Source organism: Micromonospora sp. B11E3 (assembly GCF_039871625.1).
GTDB lineage: Bacteria > Actinomycetota > Actinomycetes > Mycobacteriales > Micromonosporaceae > Micromonospora.
Genome location: NZ_JBDPMC010000008.1, coordinates 143054 through 159039 on the forward strand (window position 1 = coordinate 143054; position 15986 = coordinate 159039).

Consider the following 15986-nt stretch of genomic DNA (forward strand, 5'->3'; position numbering starts at 1 on the left):
CCACCCCTGACGACGCGACGCCCGCACTCGGAGGCCACCGGCAGGAGACCCGGGGCCGGCCGAGCGGCTCAGCGGCGACGGACCAGGACGACATGGTCGACGAGGGTGCCCGTCTCACCGTCCGGGCCGGTGCCCGCCCGGTGCGCGGCCCCGAGCCGTTCGGTGTGCCAGCCGTCGGGGTCGAGGTCGAGCGCGGCCAGGATCTCCTCCGGGCTGGCGAAACGGGCGTGCGGGTGGCTCTCCCGGGCCCACGGCGGCGGCGCGCCGTGCTCCACGACCAGGAGCCGGCCGCCCGGCGCGACGGCCCGCGCCGCCGAGCGCAGCACCGCGTCCCGGGGCAGCTCCAGCGGGGACTGGAGGAACTGCGCCGAGACCAGGTCGTACCGGCCCGCCGGGAAGGTCCGGGTCAGGTCGTGCCGGGCCGTGGTGATCCGGGACGCCACGCCGGCCCGGGCCGCCTCGACGGTGAGCCGGCCCAGGGCGGTGGCCGAGACGTCCACGGCGGTCACCCGCCAGCCCCGGCCGGCGAGCCAGATCGCGTCGCCGCCCTCGCCGCAGCCCAGGTCGAGCGCGGTGCCGGGCGGCAGTTGGTCCGCCACCTCGGCCAGGACGGCGTTCGCCCGGCCGCTCCACACCCGGTCGCGCCGTTGGTACAGCTCGTCCCAGAACCGGGCGGTGCCCGCGTCCACCGCCGGGTCCGCCGGGTACGCCCCGTGCTCGGTCATCGTCTCCCTCTCCGTCGGGCGGACGGCCGCCGCCCCGACCCGGCGATGGTGCGCGGCCGGGGCGCCAGGCGGCAAGAATCTTTGCCGGTTCGGCAAAACGGGGAACGGGTGATGGTCGCCGAGGAGCCGGCGGGCCGCGTCGGCGTCCGGTGGGATGAGGGCCGGCGGGCCCGAAGGCGTCGCGGGCCCCGGTCAGCGCCGCGCCGACCGGGGCCCCTCTCGCGTCGTCAGGCGACGTCGAACCGGTCCAGGTTCATGACCTTGACCCACGCCGCGACGAAGTCGCGGACGAACTTCTTCTGCCCGTCGCGGCTGGCGTAGACCTCCGAGATGGCCCGGAGCTGAGAGTTCGCGCCGAAGACGAGGTCGACGGCGGTGGCGGTCCACCTGACCTCGCCCGTGGCGCGATCCCGACCCTCGTACACGTTCTCGGCCGAGCTGGACGGCTTCCACTCCGTGCCGGTGTCGAGCAGGTTGACGAAGAAGTCGTTCGTCAACGTCCCGGGCCGGTCGGTGAGGACGCCGTGCCGTGCCCGCCCCGCGTTGGCGTCCAGGACCCGCATGCCGCCGACGAGCACCGTCATCTCGGGAGCGGTCAGCGTCAGCAGGTTGGCCCGGTCCAGCAGCAGGGTTTCCGGCGGCAGCTTCTGCCCGGCGCGCAGGTAGTTGCGGAAGCCGTCCGCCCTCGGTTCGAGCACGGCGAACGACGCCACGTCGGTCTGCTCCTGCGAGGCGTCGGTGCGCCCCGGCGTGAACGGGACCGTGACGTCGTGCCCGGCGCTCCTGGCCGCCTGCTCGACGGCGGCGCACCCGGCCAGGACGATCAGGTCGGCGAGCGAGACCCGCTTCCCGCCGGGCTGTGCGCTGTCGAACTCCCGCTGGACGTCCTGCAACGTCCGCAGCACCGTGGCCAGTTCGGCCGGGTCGTTGACCTCCCAGCTCCGCTGCGGCTCGAGGCGGATCCGCGCCCCGTTGGCCCCGCCGCGCATGTCGGTGCCGCGGAAGCTCGCCGCCGCCGCCCAGGCGGTCCGGGCCAGCTGGGAGACGGACAGCCCCGATGCGAGGAGCCTGTCCTTGAGGGCGGCGACGTCGTCGTGGGCGATCAGCTCGTGATCGACCGCCGGGACGGGGTCCTGCCACAGTTGCGGCTCCGGCACCCACGGCCCGAGGTAGCGCGAGACGGGCCCCATGTCGCGGTGCAACAGCTTGTACCACGCCTTGGCGAACGCGTCCGCGAGCTGGTCCGGGTGCTCCAGGAACCGCCGGGAGATCTTCTCGTAGACCGGGTCGACGCGCAGCGCGAGGTCGGTCGTGGCCATCATCGGGGCGTGCCGGACCGAGGGGTCGTGGGCGTCGGGCACGGCGTCCGTGCCGGCGCCGTCCTTCGGCTTCCACTGCTTGGCGCCGGCCGGGCTCTCGGTGAGTTCCCACTCGTAGCCGAAGAGGGTCTCGAAGAAGCTGTTGTCCCACGTGGTCGGGGTGGGGGTCCACGCACCCTCGAGCCCGCTGGTGATCGTGTCCCGGCCCTTGCCGCTGCCGAAGCTGTTCCGCCAGCCGAGGCCCTGGCTCTCGACGGGAGCACCCTCGGGCTCGGGGCCGACGTACTCGGCCGGGGCGGCGCCGTGGGTCTTGCCGAAGGTGTGACCGCCGGCGATCAGCGCGACCGTCTCCTCGTCGTTCATCGCCATCCGGCCGAAGGTCTCCCGAATGTCCCGGGCGGCGGCCAGCGGGTCGGGGGTGCCGTTGGGGCCCTCCGGATTCACGTAGATGAGGCCCATCTGCACGGCACCGAGAGGGCCGGCGAGCTCCCGGTCGCCGCTGTACCGCTCGTCGCCGAGCCACGTGTCCTCGGGCCCCCAGAAGATCTCCTCGGGCTCCCAGACGTCCTCCCGTCCGAAGCCGAAGCCGAAGGTCTTGAAGCCCATCGACTCCAGGGCGACGTTGCCGGCGAGGACCAGCAGGTCGGCCCAGGAGACCTTGCGGCCGTACTTCTGCTTGACCGGCCACAGCAACCGACGGGCCTTGTCGAGGTTCGCGTTGTCGGGCCAACTGTTGAGGGGGGCGAAGCGCTGGGCGCCGTCGCCGGCACCGCCGCGGCCGTCCTCGATGCGGTACGTGCCGGCCGCGTGCCAGCTCATCCGGATGAAGAGCGGGCCGTAGTGGCCGTAGTCGGCCGGCCACCAGTCCTGCGAGGTCGTCATCACCGCGAGGAGGTCCCGCTTGAGCTCCGCCACGTCGAGGCTCCTGAACTCCTCGGCGTAGTCGAAGTCCTCGCCCATCGGATTGGCCCGTGGTGAATGTTGGTGCAGGACCTGCAGGTTCAGCTGGTTCGGCCACCAGTCCTGGTTCGTCCTGGGCCGATGCGGGGCCGGGGTGGGGGATGGGATTGCCGGGTTCTCGCTCTCGCTGCCGCGCTCAGGCACGTCGGTCCCTCTCCTGTCTCGATTCCTCGTTCTGCTCCTGGTTGCCGGTGCCCGGACGTATCCGGGACAAACGCCCCAGGCGACCCCGGCCTCGTCGATCGAGAAGTCCTGGTGGTCGGACGCGGTCAGGCACGGAGTCTCGCCGACGGATGCGCGTGCGCCGTGGCCAGCACCGCGAGCCGCGGACGGGTGACGCGGAGCGCGGCCCCGCGCGGCATGCGCTCGAAGTCCGGTGTCGTGCGCAGTATGCACCACATTCTTCTTGAATGCATCAAAAGCGGCGGTGCGTCGAGGGCGGTGAGTGGCGGGATCGCCCGACGTGGGGGCGCCGCCATGCCGAAGATATTTTTCGATATTTATCGCCGTCGCGGTAATGTCCTTCCGCGTCGGCCGCGGTCACGCCGACGTGACGTCCAGGAAGGGATTACCCATGCCGAGTGGAAGACGATGGTTGGCCCGCGGCGCGGCGGCTCTGGCCAGTGCGGCCGCGCTGGTGGTCAGCCTGCTGCCGGCGACCCCCGCCGTCGCCGCGAACACGGCCTTCAGGGCGGCGACGCTGAACATCTACACCGGCCTCAGCCAGGCCGACTTCGTCTCGGACCTGCAACTGATCACGTCTCAGCCGCTCTCGGCCCAGTCGGGCAACGATCCGAGTACGGAGCCGAGGGCCGTCCACGGTCCCGAGGCGGTGTCGCCCTGGTACGCCGGGGCCCGGCCGCCCGTGGCGAACACGAAGACCGGCGACTCCGCCGGAGCCGGTGGGCGGGACGCCGCGGCGGCCGGCGCCGGCGCGACCACCACCGGCGGGGTGACCGGGCCGCTCTGCGCCGCGCTGCCCTCCGGCACCGACCCGGGTAACCCGGAGTCCCTGACCGGCGAACCGGCCGACGTGGCGCTCCAGTGGCTTCCCGTGCTGACCAGGTTCGAGGCGGCCGTACGGGCGGCGGGCCTGTCGGCCGAGCTGCGCGACGCGCGGGGGATCACCGTGCTGGCGCCGACCGACGACGCGTTTGGCCGGAAGTTCTCCGAGGACAACCTGGACGAGCTGATGATCCACCGCAGGGACGAGCTGCGCGGGCTGGTCCGGGCGCACCTGGTGGCGGGCTCGCGCTCGCTGGCCGAGCTGGTCGCGGCCGGCACCGTCACCACGCTGGACGGCACCCGGGTCACGGTGACCCGGGCGGGATCGGCGGCGCGGCTCGGCCCCGGGGCGGAGACCCTCTGCGCCGACTACCGGGTCGCGGGCGGCCAGGTGCACATCATCAACGCCGTGCTCGGCGATTTGCCGACGACCGCCGGTCAGGGCGACCCGGCCCACTGACCCGTCGTGAACCTGACCGGGCGGCGGTCGGAGCCTGTGCGACGATCGTCGGGCGTGGTGCCGATCGGCCCGTCCGCCGGTCTGCTCGACGCGTCGGTGGCCCGCAGGAGGCCAGCTCGCCCCGTACCCCTTGGAGAGCACGATGTCCCCTTCCCCGGCCCGGGTGTTCGCCGCGCTGCACGCGGTGCGACCGCCCGACGAGGCGTCCCCGGTCATGGACAGGGCGGTCGTGATCGGCGGCAGTGTCGCCGGGTTGCTGGCCGCCCGGGTGCTGTCCGACCACGCGGAGAGCGTCGTCATCGTCGAACGCGACGACCTGCGGGGAGCCGGCGAGCGGCCCGGTGTGCCGCAGGGGACGCAGCTGCACGCGCTGCTGCCCGGCGGCCTCCTGCAGCTCGAGCACCTGTTTCCGGGATTCCGTGCCCGGGCCGTGGCCCGAGGGGCCGTCGAGGCGCCGCCCGCGACCAGGCGGAACTATCTCGACGGCCGCCTGAAGGTCGTCGTGCCCGACGACGCCGACAGCCTGGCGGGCACCCGGCCGCTGCTGGAGGGGCTGATCCGCGAGCAGGTGCTGCGCCTGCCCAACGTGAAGACGGTCACCGCGCGCGCCACGGGGCTCGTGTTCGACGGCGCCGCGACCACCGGGGTCCGCCTGGACGTCGACGGGGCGCCCGGCGTCGAGAGCGGCGATCTCGTGGTGGACGCCATGGGACGGTCGAGCCGGCTGTCCGAGTGGCTGGAGCAGGCCGGCTGGGATCAGCCCGTCACGCGGCGGATGACGGTGAACCTCAACTACGCCACGGCCCTGTTCCGGCGTCGGGAGACGAACCCCGGTCTCACGATCGCGCTGGCGCTGAACAGCCCCCGGATGCCGTCGGACGTCGCCGGTGCCGCGTTCTTCGCCGTCGAGGGTGGCCGGTGGATGGCCATGATGGCCGGTCACGGGGACAACCGCCCGGGGCGCACCGCCGAGGATTTCGTCCGCCGGCTGCGGGAGCAGTTCCCCCCGGAGTTCGGCGAGGTCGCCGGCAACGAGCTGCTCGGCGACGTCCGGACCTACCGCCACGCCGACAGCCGGCGGCGGGACTACCACGCGGTGCGGCGGTTCCCGGCCGGTCTCGTCAGCGTCGGTGACGCGGTCGCCTCGTTCAACCCCGTGTACGGGCAGGGGATGACGGCCGCCGCCCTGCACGCGGCCTGCCTGTCGACGTACCTGCGGTCGGGGCCGGATCTGGGCCTGCCGGCGCACCGGTTCCTCGCCCTGCAGAAGGTCGTGGTCGACGCCGCCTGGTCGACGTCGACCTCGGCCGACCTGGCTCTGCCGCACGTCGACGGGCCCTACCCGCGCGGGTACCGGTTCTCCAGTTGGGTCAGCCGGCAGATCGTCACGGCGACCGTCACGGACGTCGCGATCGCCCGGCGGTTCAGCGCGGTCGTCTCCATGCGGGAACACCCGAGGTCGCTGGCCACGCCCGGGGTGATCCTGGGCGCCCTGCGGGCCAACCGGGGTGCGCGCCGATCGGGCGGCGGCGGGCGATCCTGACGGGCGGCAGTCCGGTCCCGCCGGCCGCAGTGTCCGATGTGGAGTGGGGTCACCCCGGCCCGCGTGATCCTGTTAGGCTCCAACCCCGCCGGCTCAAGAGATCGAGAGTGACAACGGGGTGAGATGAGCGGCGTCCACAACAACGGTCAACCTCTCGCGCCGGCGCAGTTGCGGAGCGCCGCGGCGGACCTGCGGGCGGTGATCCAGGAATCGGTCGTCACGGTCACGTCGCCGGAGCACGCCGTCACCGTGACGGTCGGCCCCGGGAACGCGGTCATGGAGCTTCTCCTCAGCCAGCGTGCCTTCCGCTACGACGGCGACACCCTCGGCGCCGTCATCGTCGAGACGATCCGCGAGGCGGGCCGGCAGGTCGACGAGGCCCTGGCCGAGCGGGCCCGGGAGCTGACCCGGGGACGGGTGGACGTGGCCGGGCTGCTCGGCGGCGTGCTCCCGGAGCCGCCGGCCGCTCGCACCGGAGGTGTCCCCGGCGCCAGCTCCGGCGGCACCGCCGACGACCCCGGGTCGGAGCCGCTCACGGCCCTGGAGGCCGAGACCGAGGAGAAGGTGCGGCGGCTCGCCGAGGAGGCCGATCGGCAGGTCGCGGCGTACGCGGAGGCGCAGGCCGAGCTGCGGGAGATCACCGCGACCGCCGTCTCCCCGTACGGCGGAATCGCCGCCACGGTCGCGGCGGGCGGGGTGCTCCAGGGGATCCAGATCGACGACGAGATGCTGGGCCACGGGGCGAACACCCTCGGCGCCCTCGTCCTCTCCACGATCCAGCAGGCGACCGCGCAGGCGGCGATGCTGGTGGCGGAGCGGGTGCAGCGGCTGACCGGGCCGCGGCTGGACATCCAGGAGATGGTGGCCTCGTACCTGCCGGCGGAGCTGCGCGACGAGTCGCCGGGGGCGAGCCGACATGGGTGACTTCCAGGTCGATCCGGAGGAGATCATCACCTGCCGGAACCGGCTCGCCGACATCCACCGGAAGGCGACGGACATCCTCACCCTCGCCGAGGACGCCAACCCCGAGTGGTACATCTGGGGCCTGATCGGCGCCCCGGCCGCCGCGGTCTACTGGGCGTACGCGGACGACATCTACCAGCACCTGGCGCTGATGGGCGAGGTGTTGCAGGACCGGGTCGAGGCGCTCGACTGCACGGCGCAGGCGTACAAGCAGAACGAAGAGCAGATCGCCAAGGCGCTCAAGGCGATCCAGGACCTGCTGGACTGAGTGGGAGGCGTGACCGACGAGATCGATCTGAAGGACAGCGACGTCCGCAACGACGTCGACACCAGCGAGTCGACCCACCACGGCGTGGGGGTGAACACGAGTTGGGACGGGTACGGCGGGTCCGGCTCGGTGAGCGTCGGCGGGTACGACGTGCTGCGCTTCGACCCGGTGAAGGACGTTCCCGGCCTGAGCGGAATCCCCACCGCCATCTCGGCGGGGGCGAAGTGGAACAGCGGCGACGGCGACTGGGGCGAGCTGTTCAACATCGCCGGCGCCGCCGGCGACCTGGGCGTGAACGTGCTCGTCTACGCCGCCGACCCGCTCAACTTCCTCATCTCCGCGGGGCTGACCTTCCTCATCGACGTCGTCCAGCCGCTGGAAGACCTGCTCGGCCTGGTCACCGGGAACGCCGAGCGGATGGAAGGCGAGATCGCCAAGTGGGAGCGGGTGGGCAACGCCCTGGAACCGCTGGCCGACGAGATCCGCGAGGCGGCGAACGCGGGCCTGATCGGGTGGCAGGGCAAGGCGGCCGACGCGGCGAAGCAGCGGTTCGAGGAGTTCGCCGACGGCGTCGCCGGGATCGGGAACGACGTCAAACAGCTGGTAATGATCATGAACATCGCCAAGCTGGTCATGGAGGTGGCGCAGGCGTTCGTCATCGGCCTGATCGCCACGTTCGTGGAGTGGCTCGTCTTCACCTGGACGGCCGCGTTGGCCACCGCCGCACCCACCATGGGTGCCTCGACCGCCGCCGCCGGGGCCGCGACGACCGTCCAGGCCGGCGTCGCGATGAGCCGGGGGGCCGCGTTCCTCACCCGCGTGCTGGCGATCCTCAGGCGGCTGCGGGCCGTCCTGACGCGGATGCACCCGCGGATCATGCGCCGCGTACAGGCCTCCTTCCAGCGGCGCAGTCCCAACGGGCGCTTCGCCCCGGGCTGGCAGGGCTCCGGCCCGGCCCTCGTAAACTCGGCCAAGGACTGGCGGACGTGGATGGGCCCGCTGGACAAGCTGCTCACCACGAGCGGCAACGAAGGCAAACGGATCAACGACTACGCCACCGACGACAACGAGCTCTCCGACGAGGAGATGGACCGCAACCTTGACCCCAACCGATGACGCGGCCAGGGCCGACCTCGCCCACCCGCAGAGCGCGTACCGGGTGCTGCCGTACGATCCGCAGGCCCCGCCGCCCGACCTGCCGGCGGGGCACGGCGGCATCGCCGTGCACGCCTGGTGTCCGCCGGCGGCGGAGCGGCACACCCTCGCGCCGATGGTGGGTGTGGACGGGGAGCCGGCGACGTACGGCTGGGGCCACGCGCTGATCGTGGTGCCGGCCGGTGAGCGGCTGGTCGAGGTCCAGTACATCGAGCCGCAGCAGAGCACCATGGTCACCGTCGAGGAGGGCGCGATCGTGCTGGTGGAGTACGCCGCGTCGTACGACGCGGTGACGCCCGGTTCCCTCGGCGCCCCCGGCCAGCGACCGCGCGGCACACCGATGCCGCTGCCGGCGGCGATCGCCGCCGCCATGGGCGTGGCGTCGCTCGGCTGTCTCGCCGCGCAGCTGCCCTTCATCCTCCTCGGCGACCACCTGATGTTGGCGCTGGTGCTCGGCCCGGTGGTCGGGGTCGGCGCGGGCGCGCTCTTCTTGGTGCGGTGGCGGCGCAGGGCGTTACGGGGGCGGCGATGACGGAGGCTCCGGTTTTCCTCGGCGCCGCGGCCGACGCGCCGCAGCCACCGGCCGGCTTCGGCGCGGTGGTGGCCACGTTCCACTTCACCAGCCACGTCGAGCTGTACCGGTCGGGAATGCTCGTCAACGACCGCCCCAACTACGACATCTGGGTTCCCCCGCCGCTGCTGTACGTCGACGGGCAGCAGGTGCGGGCGAGCTGGTCGAGGTGGTGGTATCCGCTGCGCCCAGGTGCCCACGACGTCGAGGTGCGCCAGCCGGCCACGGCGCGCCGGCGGGTGGAGGTCGCCGCCGGTGGACTGGTGCGGCTGGAGTACCGGGCATCGATCATGATCCGTAAGGATCACACCGACACCCAGGTGCTCCAGTGGCACAACACGGCGAAGCTGCGCTAACGGGGAGCGCGGGTGTCTCGCCCACCTCCGCCGGCCTCGCGATGGGGGCTTCCTCCATTGACGGCGGTGAAGGTGTGCTCCTATGGTCTCCGGGGCTGGAGCGAAATTCGTGGATCTCTCCGGAGGACGTGTCATGCGACGAACCGCAATCATCGCCGTTCCCATCGTGCTCGCCGCGGTGCTCGTTGCCCCGCCCGCCCACGCGGCCACCGCCCTTCCGGTGGCCGGCGTGACGGCCAGCAGCCACGACGGCAACGTGCCCGCCAACACGCTCGACGGTGACTTCTCCACCCGCTGGTCGGCCGAGGGCGACGGCTCGTGGATCCGCTTCGACCTGGGCGCGAGCACCCAGGTCGGCTCCGTCGGCATCGCCTGGCACAGCGGCGACACGCGCATCGAGACCTTCGAGGTCCAGGCCTCCACCGACGCCAGCTCGTGGACCACCGTCGTCTCCCGGCGGCAGAGCAGCGGCAGCACGCTGCAGATCGAGACGTACGACTTCGCCGACCGCACCGCCCGCTACGTCCGCGTCGTCGGGTACGGCAACACCTACAACGACTGGAACAGCATCACCGAGGCCCGGATCTACGGCCCCGACGGAAGCAGCGGCACCTGTTCCGTCCCGGCCGACGTGCTCGACCTCACCAACTGGAAGATCACCCTGCCGACCGGCTCCTCGGGAAGCCCCACCGAGGTCAAGCAGCCGACGCTCGACTCGTACCAGACCTCTCCGTGGTTCGTGACGGCGGACTCCTGCCGCGCCGTCCAGTTCCGCGCCGCCGTCAACGGCGTCACCACCAGCGGCTCGAGCTATCCGCGCTCCGAGCTGCGGGAGATGACCAGCAACGGTACGGCCAACGCCAGCTGGTCCTCGACGTCCGGCACCCACACCCTCGTCGTGGACGGCGCGTTCATGGCCCTGCCCGCGGTCAAGCCGCACCTGGTGATCGCCCAGATCCACGACGGCAGTGACGACGTGACCGTCTTCCGGCTCGAGGGCTCCAGCCTCTACGTCACCAACGGCGACACGACCCACCACAAGCTGGTCACCAGCAGCTACCAGCTCGGCACCCGCTTCCAGGCGAAGTTCGTGGTCAGCGGCGGGCAGGTGAAGGCGTACTACAACGGCGTCCTGCAGACCACCATCAGCAGGAGCTTCTCGGGCGCCTACTTCAAGGCGGGCGCCTACACCCAGGCCAACTGCACCAACTCCTCGCCCTGCAGCAGCACCAACTACGGCGAGACGCGTCTGTACGACGTGACGGTGACCCACTCCTGACACCGGCGCCACCGGCACGTCGGCTCGCCCGGCGGGGGGCACGGGAACCCGGCCCCCGCCGGAGCGCCGCAGGTCGACGCCGGGTGCGGCGGCCAGCAGCCAGGCCGCCCCGGCGACCGTGACCGACGGGCTCAGGCGGCGCGGATCAGGTCGAGCGCCAGCGCCGCCGTCCAGCTGAATCCGTCGGTGCCGTGTCCGGTGTCGGCCAGCGGGTCGAAGTACTCGCGGAATCCGGCCTCGCGCACCCGGCGCAGGAGCCGGTCGCGCAGATCCTCGGCCAGGGCCGTCTCGCCGTGCAGACGCAGTCCGTGCCAGAACAGCCAGCTCGTGTTGACCCAGCCCGGCCCGCGCCAGTAGCGGCCCGGCTGGTGGTCGGGTGCGGCCAGGTCGTACGAGGGCAGCGGACACGCCTCGCGCAGCCGGAAGCGGCCGCCCAGCGCGGTGGCGACAAGTTCGCGGGCCACCGGCAGCCCCGGCACGACCATCGGCATCAGGCCGGCGATCGTCCAGGACCGGACGAGTTGGCCGGTGTGCACGTCCCGGGGGAAGAACATGCCGGCGGCGGAGTCGTACAGCCGGGACATCAGCGCGGCGGTGAGCCGGTCGGCGGTGGCGCGGTGCGGTGCCGGGTCGCGGCCGATCGCCGCGGCGATGTCGGCGAGGGCGTGCTCGCCGGCGATCAGCAGCGCGTTGTACAGCGGATCCTCGATCGCGAAGGCGTGCACGTCGGGGGAGTCGGCGTACCCGGCGTCGCGGTAGTCGCCGGCCAGCCGGATGTAGCGGCCGTAGTCGAGGTCGGTGGGCCGCTCGGCCGCCGCCGCGTGCGCCAGGTCGCGCCGGGTGAACGAGCCGGGCGGCACCGGCGTGATCCGCGACAGGGGGCTGTCCCAGGCCGGGCTGTTGTCCATCCCGGACTCCCAGGGATGCACGATCGAGGCGAGGCCGGCGCCGCCCAGGTCGCGCCGGTCGAGCAGGTAGCGGTGCCAGCGGGCGAGCCTCGGGTAGAGCCGCGGCAGGAAGCCGCGCGCATGCGCGACCGCCGGGTCGGCGCGGTACGTCGCCCAGGCAGCGAGGGCGTGCGCGGGCGGCTGCACGATCCCGGACGTGGGCACGGCCGGGGCGCCCGGCGCCGCCCCGGAGCGCCAGAACGCCGGCCCGGGAAAGTACGCGTCGACCGGTACCTGCGGGTCGAAGACGATGTGCGGTACGCGGCCGTCGCGCCACTGGGCGCCGAACAGCGACTCGAGTTCCCGCTGGGCGCGGACGGGGGACAGGTGGCGCAGCCCGATGGCGATGAACGCCGAGTCCCAGCTCCACTGGTGCGGGTAGAGGTGCCTGGCCGGGACGGTGGCGCGCAGCCTCCAGTTCGTCACCAGCACCCGGCGGGCGGCCCGGTCGAGGTCGGGGTGGTCGGCCGCCGGTGCGCGGGCGGGCGGCTCGACGGTGGGCGCGAGGGTCACGCCGGGACGCCCGCGGCGTGGCGGCGCAGGAAGCCGGGGATGGTGGCGACGGCCGTTTCCGGTTCGCCGCGCAGCCGGCACTCGACGGCAAGATACCCGTCGTAGCCGATCGCGTCGAGCGTGCCGAGCAGCGCCGCCCAGTCCAGGTGGCCGGCGCCGGGCTGGAACCGGTTGGAGTCGCTGACCTGCACGTGTCCGAGGTGGGCGGCGGCCGCCACCAGCGCGGAGGTGGGCTCGTCCTCCTCGATGTTCATGTGGTAGGTGTCGGCGAGCACCTTGACCGAGGGGAGCCCGACGGCCTCGATCAGGTCGATCGCCTGCTCGACCCGGTTGACCATGTGGTCCTCGTAGCGGTTGAGCGGTTCGAGGGCCAGCATCACTCCCTCCCGGGCGGCGTGCGCGCCGAGTTCGGTCAGTCCCTCGAGGAGCACGGCGCGATCGTCCTGTTCGCTGCGGGGCGGCTCGAACGGGGGCAGCCGGCGGGAGAACATGCCGTAGGAGGCGGGGGTGCAGGCGACGGCGCCGGGCCCGCCGATCTCGGCGATGACCGACAGCTGGGACTTCAGCTGGGCGATGGCGTCGCGGCGCAGGTCCGCGTCGAACGCGCCGAAGAAGTGCAGCATCTCCACGCACACCGACGGCATGGGTACGCCGTCGCGGGCGGCGCGGCGCAGCTCGGGCAGCCGGTCGCGGAAGGCGAAGTCGCCCCGGCCGCGTACCTCGATCGCGTCGTAGCCCGCGCGCTGCGCGAACTCCCACTTGTTCTGGAGCGTCGCGCCGGGCAGCAGCTGTTCCTGGCAGGAAATCTTGATCATGAGAACTTCAACACCACCTGAAGTGCCTCTTCGGGCCGCTGGTCGAGCATCTGGAACGCCTCCGCCGCCTGCTCCACGGGGATGACGTGGGTGACCAGCCCGACCGGGTCGATCCTGCCGGCGAGGGCGAGCTGGAGGAACGTGTGGTTGAGCCGGGCCTGGTCCCACCGGCCGGCCAGCTGTGGGGGCACCCCGCTGATCTGGGAGGAGACGAGCCGTACCCGGTTGTGGTGGAACTCGTCGCCGAGCCGCAGGCCGGCCCCCTCGCCCTGGTAGAAGCCGGAGGAGACGACCCGGCCGTCGACGGTGACGGAGCGGATCGCCTCGTGCAGGGCCCGGTAGGAGCCGCTGATCTCGATGGCGACGTCGGCGCCGCGGCCGTCGGTGAGCCGGCGCAGTTCGGCGGCCGCGGCCTCCTCGGCGGCGTTCACCGTCGCCTCCGCCCCGAACTCGCGCGCCTTGGCCAGCCGGGCCGGCAGGGTGTCGACGGCGACCGCGGTGGCGCCGCTGAGCTGCACCAGCCGGGTGGTGAGCAGGCCGAGCACGCCCTGGCCGAAGACGGCGACGACCTCGCCGAGATGGATGTCGGCGGCGAGCACGGCGTTGAGCGCGACCGCGCCGACGCGGGCGAAGGTCGCGGCGACCGGGTCGAGGCCGTCGGGCACCACGCAGCCGCGCAGCCGATCGGCCTGCAGGACGGCCTCGCCGCGGTGTCCCCAGATGCCCCACACCTGCTGGCCGACGGCCGGGATCGCCGGGTCCCCGGCGACGTCGGGCGCGACCTCGACGACTTCGCCGACCTCGGAGTAGCCGAGTCCGGCGATCGGGTAGTTCAGGCCGCTGGTGCCGTCCACGAACAGCCGCAGGGCCGGGTCCCAGGTCCTGTTCAGGTAGGGGTTGGTGCCCCGGTAGGCCGTCAGTTCGGTGCCGGCGGAGATGCCGGAGAAGCTCGTGCGGACCCGGATCTGGCCAGGGCCGAGCTCGGTGGGGGACTGTTCGATCACCTCGACGTGACGCGGCGAGGTGAACTGGACTATCTGGGACACTCTGGCCTTCAAGGGATGGGTAGGGGTGCGAAAGGTGACGAGCGTTGATCGAACATGTTACCTATTTATGTCTTGCAATCAAGCATAAGTCTTGCTGAGATCTGCCCGTAACGACTTCAGAGTGCAAAGTCATCGACACATCTCGGAGGGACGTTTCGTGAAGACCAATCACGCCCGCAGTCGACGCTGGCTCGCCGGCGGTGTCGTGGCAGGCCTGCTGGCCGTGCCGGGCCTGGCCGGGTGCGGCGACGACGGGGGCGGCGGCGAGGGCGACGGCACCCTGACCGTGTGGAGCCTGGAGAACCAGACCGACCGCGTGCAGGCGACCCAGGCCATCGCCGACAGGTTCACCTCGCAGACCGGGGTCAAGGTCAAGATCGTCGCCACCGACGAGAACCAGTTCACCAGCCTCATCACCTCCGCCGCGGCGGCCGGCACGCTGCCCGACGTGGTCGGCGCGCTGCCGCTGGCCTCCGTGGCGCAGATGGCCTCCAACGACCTGCTCGACACCGACGCGGCCAAGTCCGTCGTCGACGGGCTCGGCCGCGACACGTTCTCCCCACGGGCGCTGGAACTGGTCAGCCAGAACGGCAAGCAGCTCGCCGTGCCCTCCGACGGCTGGGCGCAGCTGCTGTTCTACCGCAAGGACCTGTTCGACAAGGCCGGCCTGCCGGCGCCGGACACCTTCGACAAGATCCGCCAGGCGGCGCAGAAGCTGAACACCGGCGGGATGGCCGGCGTGACGATCGCGACGGTGTCCAACGACGCGTTCACCGCGCAGACCTTCGAGAACTTCGCCCTCGGCAACGGCTGCCAGCTCGTCGACGACGCGAAGAACGTCACCCTCGACTCGCCGCAGTGCGTCGAGACCTTCCAGCTCTACGGCGACCTGGTGAAGAACTGGTCGGTGCCGGGCGCGCAGGACGTCGACACCACCCGGGCCACCTACCGATTTGAGGCGAGAGGGCTGCCGTCTTCAGGCGGCAGGTGAATCGCTGCCCTGATGCTGCTCTGTTAGTTACGTGCCGTGTGTATACTAAATTCGTGGCCGAATATCAGACGAACCGTGGGGCGGCGTACAGCCTCGGATACCACGTGGTGTGGTGCCCGAAGTACCGCCGCCCCGTGCTCGTCGGCCCAGTCGCCGAACGTCTGCGGGACCTGATCGGACAGAAGTGTGACGAGCATGGCTGGTCGATCGTGGCGCTGGAAGTCATGCCCGACCACGTGCACTTGTTCGTCCGGGCCGACCCGAACGCTTCGCCGTCGTACATCGCGAACCAGTTCAAGGGCTTCACCTCGCGGGTGCTTCGTGACGAGTTCTCTCACCTGCGCAGCCGGCTGCCAACCCTGTGGTCCCGGTCGTACTTTGTGTCGTCGGTCGGCAACGTGTCCGCCGTAACCATCCAGAAGTACATCGAAACCCAGTGGGAGCGGCCGTGGAGGAAGAGAGGCGCGTCGTGAAGATCAACCACGGATACGTACGTCGTCTCGCCCCCACTGCGGAGCAGGCCGCCGCACTCGACATTCAGGGCCACGCGGCCCGTGCAATGTGGAACCTGCTGCACGAGTGGTGGACGTGGGGCGGCGGACGCGACCGACGCCCCACTCTGAAGCAGGCCGATGAAGCGATCCGGCAGGCACGCAAGGACATCCCGTGGCTCGCGGACCTGCCCGCGCAAGCCGCACAGCAGGTGTTGAAAACGTACGTGCGGGCGTGGAGAAACTGCTGGGAAGGCCGGGCGTCCGCACCGGAGTTCAAAGCCCGCCTGTGGTCACGCATGTCCGTTGACGTGCCGCAGGGACGAGACCTCGCGATCACCCGCCTGTCCCGCCGCGTCGGTCAGGTGCGCATCCCGAAAGTCGGCGTGGTCCGGTTCCGCTGGTCCGGGCCGATCCCCGGCGTCGGCCGTGAACCCGGCCGCACCACCGGCGCCCGGCTCGTCAAGGACGCGCTCGGCTGGCACCTCGTGTTCCGTACCGAAGTGGAGGTGGGGACACCAGCGCAGCACCAGGGGCCCGCCGTCGGGATCGACCGGGGCGTCAACGTCGCCCTGGCCC

The 15986-nt window shown here is 72.0% G+C and carries 16 protein-coding genes; 11 read left to right on the plus strand and 5 right to left on the minus strand.

What is annotated here, in order from left to right:
- Positions 1 to 68: 68 nt before the first annotated feature.
- Together ABGB16_RS07015 and katG are read right to left on the minus strand one after the other, a co-directional pair.
- Positions 69 to 725: a class I SAM-dependent methyltransferase gene (locus tag ABGB16_RS07015; RefSeq protein WP_347667136.1), complete on the minus strand. Its 657-nt coding sequence runs from the start codon at positions 723 to 725 to the stop codon at positions 69 to 71.
- A gap of 227 nt (positions 726 to 952) precedes the next feature.
- Positions 953 to 3148 (minus strand): catalase/peroxidase HPI, encoded by a 2196-nt coding sequence (katG, locus tag ABGB16_RS07020; protein ID WP_347667137.1) that lies wholly within the window; start codon positions 3146 to 3148, stop codon positions 953 to 955.
- Between the two features lie 430 nt (positions 3149 to 3578).
- On the opposite strand from katG, the gene ABGB16_RS07025 reads away from it, so the two are divergent.
- The 8 genes from ABGB16_RS07025 (at position 3579) to ABGB16_RS07060 (ending at position 10604) form a co-directional block, all read left to right on the plus strand.
- Positions 3579 to 4469 carry a fasciclin domain-containing protein gene (locus tag ABGB16_RS07025; protein WP_347667138.1) on the plus strand — a complete coding sequence of 297 codons (891 nt, stop codon included), beginning with the start codon at positions 3579 to 3581 and terminating at the stop codon, positions 4467 to 4469.
- A 142-nt stretch (positions 4470 to 4611) separates the two neighbouring features.
- Positions 4612 to 6012 carry an FAD-dependent oxidoreductase gene (locus ABGB16_RS07030; protein WP_347667139.1) on the plus strand — a complete coding sequence of 467 codons (1401 nt, stop codon included), beginning with the start codon at positions 4612 to 4614 and terminating at the stop codon, positions 6010 to 6012.
- Between the two features lie 123 nt (positions 6013 to 6135).
- Positions 6136 to 6936: a YbaB/EbfC family nucleoid-associated protein gene (locus tag ABGB16_RS07035; RefSeq protein WP_347667140.1), complete on the plus strand. Its 801-nt coding sequence runs from the start codon at positions 6136 to 6138 to the stop codon at positions 6934 to 6936.
- The gene (locus ABGB16_RS07040; RefSeq protein WP_347667141.1) at positions 6929 to 7243 is read left to right on the plus strand and encodes a hypothetical protein; all 315 of its coding nucleotides are present in this window, start codon (positions 6929 to 6931) and stop codon (positions 7241 to 7243) included. The genes ABGB16_RS07035 and ABGB16_RS07040 overlap by 8 nt, the downstream gene beginning before the upstream one ends.
- A 9-nt stretch (positions 7244 to 7252) precedes the next feature.
- Positions 7253 to 8359: a hypothetical protein gene (locus ABGB16_RS07045; protein ID WP_347667142.1), complete on the plus strand. Its 1107-nt coding sequence runs from the start codon at positions 7253 to 7255 to the stop codon at positions 8357 to 8359.
- The gene (locus ABGB16_RS07050) at positions 8343 to 8930 is read left to right on the plus strand and encodes a hypothetical protein (RefSeq protein ID WP_347667143.1); all 588 of its coding nucleotides are present in this window, start codon (positions 8343 to 8345) and stop codon (positions 8928 to 8930) included. The genes ABGB16_RS07045 and ABGB16_RS07050 overlap by 17 nt, the downstream gene beginning before the upstream one ends.
- The gene (locus ABGB16_RS07055) at positions 8927 to 9325 is read left to right on the plus strand and encodes a hypothetical protein (protein WP_347667144.1); all 399 of its coding nucleotides are present in this window, start codon (positions 8927 to 8929) and stop codon (positions 9323 to 9325) included. Before ABGB16_RS07050 ends, ABGB16_RS07055 begins: the two co-directional genes overlap by 4 nt.
- Before the next feature lie 133 nt (positions 9326 to 9458).
- Positions 9459 to 10604 (plus strand): polysaccharide lyase family 7 protein, encoded by a 1146-nt coding sequence (locus tag ABGB16_RS07060; protein ID WP_347667145.1) that lies wholly within the window; start codon positions 9459 to 9461, stop codon positions 10602 to 10604.
- A 131-nt stretch (positions 10605 to 10735) separates the two neighbouring features.
- On the opposite strand, the gene ABGB16_RS07065 is transcribed toward ABGB16_RS07060, so the two are convergent.
- From ABGB16_RS07065 to ABGB16_RS07075, 3 genes are read right to left on the minus strand one after another with little or no spacing between them, the layout of a single operon-like run.
- The gene (locus ABGB16_RS07065; RefSeq protein WP_347667146.1) at positions 10736 to 12064 is read right to left on the minus strand and encodes a trehalase family glycosidase; all 1329 of its coding nucleotides are present in this window, start codon (positions 12062 to 12064) and stop codon (positions 10736 to 10738) included.
- Entirely contained in the window at positions 12061 to 12879 is an 819-nt protein-coding gene (locus ABGB16_RS07070) for a sugar phosphate isomerase/epimerase family protein (protein WP_347667147.1), read from the minus strand. Before ABGB16_RS07070 ends, ABGB16_RS07065 begins: the two co-directional genes overlap by 4 nt.
- Positions 12876 to 13925, minus strand: coding sequence for a zinc-binding alcohol dehydrogenase (locus ABGB16_RS07075; protein WP_347667148.1), 1050 nt, complete (start codon positions 13923 to 13925; stop codon positions 12876 to 12878). The genes ABGB16_RS07070 and ABGB16_RS07075 overlap by 4 nt, the downstream gene beginning before the upstream one ends.
- Before the next feature lie 157 nt (positions 13926 to 14082).
- Here ABGB16_RS07075 and ABGB16_RS07080 point away from each other — a divergent pair, with 157 nt between their 5' ends.
- The 3 genes from ABGB16_RS07080 to ABGB16_RS07090 all read left to right on the plus strand — a co-directional run.
- The gene (locus ABGB16_RS07080) at positions 14083 to 14916 is read left to right on the plus strand and encodes an extracellular solute-binding protein (RefSeq protein WP_347667149.1); all 834 of its coding nucleotides are present in this window, start codon (positions 14083 to 14085) and stop codon (positions 14914 to 14916) included.
- A gap of 53 nt (positions 14917 to 14969) precedes the next feature.
- Complete coding sequence (tnpA, locus tag ABGB16_RS07085; RefSeq protein ID WP_347667150.1) at positions 14970 to 15389, plus strand: IS200/IS605 family transposase; 420 nt, start codon at positions 14970 to 14972, stop codon at positions 15387 to 15389.
- Positions 15386 to 15986 (plus strand): transposase (locus ABGB16_RS07090; protein ID WP_347667151.1); only part of this gene is annotated, 601 nt, incomplete at its 3' end. The genes tnpA and ABGB16_RS07090, both read left to right, overlap by 4 nt.

Coding starts and splice junctions, on each gene's coding strand:
- ABGB16_RS07040 (WP_347667141.1), top strand. CDS start 6,929: ATGGGTGACTTCCAGGTCGATCCGGAGGAGATCATCACCTGCCGGAAC.
- ABGB16_RS07055 (WP_347667144.1), top strand. CDS start 8,927: ATGACGGAGGCTCCGGTTTTCCTCGGCGCCGCGGCCGACGCGCCGCAG.
- ABGB16_RS07025 (WP_347667138.1), top strand. CDS start 3,579: ATGCCGAGTGGAAGACGATGGTTGGCCCGCGGCGCGGCGGCTCTGGCC.
- ABGB16_RS07015 (WP_347667136.1), bottom strand. CDS start 725: ATGACCGAGCACGGGGCGTACCCGGCGGACCCGGCGGTGGACGCGGGC.
- ABGB16_RS07060 (WP_347667145.1), top strand. CDS start 9,459: ATGCGACGAACCGCAATCATCGCCGTTCCCATCGTGCTCGCCGCGGTG.
- ABGB16_RS07070 (WP_347667147.1), bottom strand. CDS start 12,879: ATGATCAAGATTTCCTGCCAGGAACAGCTGCTGCCCGGCGCGACGCTC.
- ABGB16_RS07030 (WP_347667139.1), top strand. CDS start 4,612: ATGTCCCCTTCCCCGGCCCGGGTGTTCGCCGCGCTGCACGCGGTGCGA.
- ABGB16_RS07035 (WP_347667140.1), top strand. CDS start 6,136: ATGAGCGGCGTCCACAACAACGGTCAACCTCTCGCGCCGGCGCAGTTG.